The organism is Hansschlegelia beijingensis (genome assembly GCF_045505405.1).
Classification (GTDB): Bacteria; Pseudomonadota; Alphaproteobacteria; order Rhizobiales; family Methylopilaceae; genus Methylopila; species Methylopila beijingensis_A.
This window is the reverse complement of the sequence record NZ_JBJKEX010000359.1, coordinates 1-3,046: the sequence shown is the minus strand read 5'-3', so window position 1 is coordinate 3,046 and position 3,046 is coordinate 1. Positions and strand designations below refer to the sequence as shown.

The following is a 3,046-nucleotide window of genomic DNA, read 5'->3' as shown; positions in this document are numbered from 1 at the left end:
CGTCGACGACGCGCTCGACGCCTCCCGCCGCTACGGCGAGTCGATCGAATCGAACTACGCCGGCGCCGTCTCGTTCCTGCGCCGGCCTTATGCGCGCTCCGCCGAGGGATGCCCGCCGCTGCGCTCGGCACGCTGCTGTTCCTGCCGATGAACCTGCTCACCCTGTGGGGCGCGGCGCGCCTCGCGCCGACCCGGCTGATGCTCCTGCTGATGTGCGAGGTCGGCATCGCGTTCGCCTCGTCCGCGATCCTGGCGGACGACCCGTTCGGCCCGCGCGAGCTGCTGGGATGTGCGCTGATCCTGTCCGCGACCCTCGTCGAGCCTCTCCGCCAGCGCTTCGCCGCCTCCGCCCGCCCGTCCGCCTGAGCCGGCCCGCCCGCCCAAAGTCGTCTTGCGAGGCGCTCGGGCGCGCCGCATCATAAACCGAATGGTTGATGATCGTCACACGAGCCTGGACCAGGTGTTTCACGCGCTGGCGGACACCACCCGCCGGGCCATGATCGCGCGGCTCGCCTCGGGGGAGCACACCGTGGGGGAGCTCGCCCGCCCGTTCGAGATGTCGCTCAACGCCGCCGTGAAGCATGTGAAGGTCCTGGAACGCGCCGGCCTGGTGCGCCGCAGGGTTCAGGGCCGCGCGCATTTCTGCTCGCTCGACGCGCGCCCGCTGGCGGAGGCCGCGGCCTTCGTGCGGGCTTACGAGGGATTCTGGAGCGACCGGCTCGACGCCCTCGACAGCCTCCTGCGCCAAACCTCCCGACCCGAAAGTTGAGAATGACGGACGCTGACCCGCCGGTCGTGCTGACGCGCGTGCTGCCATCCTCTTGCGAGGAGGCGTTCCGGGCCTGGACCGAACCGGACCTGATCCGGCGCTGGCTCGCGCCCGGCCCGAACGTGGTCGAGCGCTCGGAGACCGACCTGCGCGTGGGCGGCGCCTTCCTGCTGGAGACCCGCGCCCCGGACGGCGCCCGCCATCTGATCACCGGCTGCTACCGGGAGATCGTGCCGGGGCGGCGGCTGGTGCAGAGCTGGGTCTATGAAGGGCCGCTCGATCTCCTGCCGGGCGTCGAGACCGAGCTCTGCGTCGAGCTGAGGCCGCTCGACGGTGCGAGCTGCGAGCTCACGATCACGCACCGGCGCCTCGCGCGCCCGGACGTGCGGGAGGCCTATCGGGGCGACTGGCCGACCTGCTTCGACAAGCTGCAGAACGTCCTCAGCTAGAAAAAAACGGGGGGAGACGACCATGAGCGCTGGAGGCGCGCCTGTTCCGCTGCGCGAACGGATCGTTCGCATCTGGTTCCTGATCGACGCGATCGTCGCGCTGGCGCCGCCGCTGTACTGGGCGGCGGACGGCGAGGTCACGCCGATCCTCGGGTTGCCGGCCGCGCTGTTCTATTTCGTGGCGGTGAGCGCCTGCATCTCGGCCAGCGTGGTGTTCGCCTATTGGAGCGGCGCGCGCGGCGGGGAGCAGGCGGCATGATCGTCACCTTCGGCCTGCTCGCCCTGTTCTTCGCCTATGTGGTCTGGGTGCTCCAGAGGAACCGCGTCTACGACCGCTCCTTCGCGGACTACGCGGTCGGCGGTCGCTCCTTCGGGGCGCGCTACCAGGCGATGTCGTTCCTGAACACCTGGTATCCGGGCTCGATGTTCACCGCGTTCGGCGCCCTGTCGGTCACGAGCGGGGTCATGTCGTTCTACGTGCTGTCCTACAGCCTGCTCACGGTCGTGCTGCTCTATGTGCTGGCCCGGCCTGTCTGGCTGTGGGGCAAGGCCTACGACCTCAAGACCCAGCCCGATCTGTTCGCGCTGCGCTACGGCTCGCGCCACATCCGCTCGATCGCGGCGGTGATCGGCCTCGTCTCGGGGCTGCCGTGGCTGGTGCTGGGGATGCAGGCGCTCGGCAACATGTTCCAGGCGATGTCGCTCGGTCGGCTGTCCTTCGGCGCCGCCGTTGTCGTCGGCGTGCTGGTGATCGCGGTGCGCCAGATCTGGACGGTGCGCATGGGCATGCGCGGCGTCGTGATCTCCGACTATGTCCAGGGCATGGTGGCCTATGTGGGCGGCGGGCTGATGCTCGTGGGGCTGATCGTCTGGCTGGTGGTCGTGAAGGGCAGCTCGCTGCAGGGCCTCGACCCGCGGATGTATGCGATCCCGAGCTTCGGCTCGGCCGAGGGCCCGCTCTATATCTTTGCGCTGATCTTCACGGGCGCGCTCGGAGGCTGGTGCTGGCCTTATATCTTCGTCCGGCTGTTCACCGCCGACGGCGTCGAGAGCCTCAAGAAGTCGGCCGCGATCGCGACTCCGCTGACCTTCTTCTTCGGCGCTGCGCTGCTGATCTTCGGGATGCTGGCGTCGCAAGTTCCGGAGGCCGTGGCGAAGCCCGACGACGTCTGGTTCACCATCTCGCATCAGGCCGGCGGGGTTGTGCTGCTGGGACTTGCCGGCGTGGTCCTGCTCGCCGCCTCGATGGGCCACACCGACGGCAACATCCAGGCCTATGGGGCGCAGCTCGCCAACGACCTCGTCGGCAACTACGTCGAACTCGACCAGAAGGCGATGATCGTGGTCGCCAAGGCGGGGATGCTGATCATCACCTTGCTGGCCTCCTGGCTCGCCTGCCTCGACCTGCCCGCGCTGTTCTCGCTCGCGGTGCTCGCCTACCAGGGCATCATCCAGCTCGCGGTGCCGCAGTTCCTCGGCATCTTCTGGAAGCGCGGCAACAAGCAGGGCGCGGTCGCCGGGATGGTGACGGGGTTCGCCGTGGCGGTGGGTCTGGAGCTCGCCTATGGGGGCGCCCTCCCCTTCGGCTATGGCCTGACGTCGGGCTGCTTCGGGCTGGCGGCGAACCTGCTCGTCTACCTCGCCTGCGCGTTCCTCATCCCGCAGTCGGCGGAGGAGCGGCGTCGCGTCGAGGCGCTTTTCGCCGCGATCGGGGACGCCGCCCTGCTGCCGGAGGTCCAGCGTGTTTTTGACGAGAACTTCCGGGTCTATGGCGTGCGCAAGGTCTGGCGGCAGTTGATGCGCGAGGGGCATCGGATCGCCCGCTGCA

General features: G+C 69.1%; 4 protein-coding genes and 2 pseudogenes. All 6 read left to right on the top strand.

Features of this window, described 5'->3' with window-relative positions:
* The first annotated feature begins 108 nt into the window (after positions 1-108).
* Positions 109-366, top strand: coding sequence for a hypothetical protein (locus ACIKT0_RS15990; RefSeq protein WP_407106342.1), 258 nt, complete (start codon positions 109-111; stop codon positions 364-366).
* 61 nt (positions 367-427) lie between these two features.
* Positions 428-769, top strand: coding sequence for an ArsR/SmtB family transcription factor (locus ACIKT0_RS15985; RefSeq protein WP_407106340.1), 342 nt, complete (start codon positions 428-430; stop codon positions 767-769).
* Positions 770-771: 2 nt separating this feature from the next.
* Positions 772-1,218: an SRPBCC family protein gene (locus tag ACIKT0_RS15980; RefSeq protein WP_407106339.1), complete on the top strand. Its 447-nt coding sequence runs from the start codon at positions 772-774 to the stop codon at positions 1,216-1,218.
* Between the two features lie 22 nt (positions 1,219-1,240).
* Entirely contained in the window at positions 1,241-1,477 is a 237-nt protein-coding gene (locus ACIKT0_RS15975) for a hypothetical protein (RefSeq protein WP_407106337.1), read from the top strand.
* Positions 1,474-2,691: pseudogene (locus ACIKT0_RS15970) on the top strand (sodium:solute symporter family protein); the annotation flags it as partial. The gene ACIKT0_RS15975 and the pseudogene ACIKT0_RS15970, both read left to right, overlap by 4 nt.
* A 240-nt stretch (positions 2,692-2,931) precedes the next feature.
* Positions 2,932-3,046 (top strand): annotated as a pseudogene (locus ACIKT0_RS15965) (IS3 family transposase); the annotation flags it as partial.

Coding starts and splice junctions, on each gene's coding strand:
- ACIKT0_RS15990 (WP_407106342.1), top strand. CDS start 109: ATGCCCGCCGCTGCGCTCGGCACGCTGCTGTTCCTGCCGATGAACCTG.
- ACIKT0_RS15975 (WP_407106337.1), top strand. CDS start 1,241: ATGAGCGCTGGAGGCGCGCCTGTTCCGCTGCGCGAACGGATCGTTCGC.
- ACIKT0_RS15980 (WP_407106339.1), top strand. CDS start 772: ATGACGGACGCTGACCCGCCGGTCGTGCTGACGCGCGTGCTGCCATCC.
- ACIKT0_RS15985 (WP_407106340.1), top strand. CDS start 428: ATGGTTGATGATCGTCACACGAGCCTGGACCAGGTGTTTCACGCGCTG.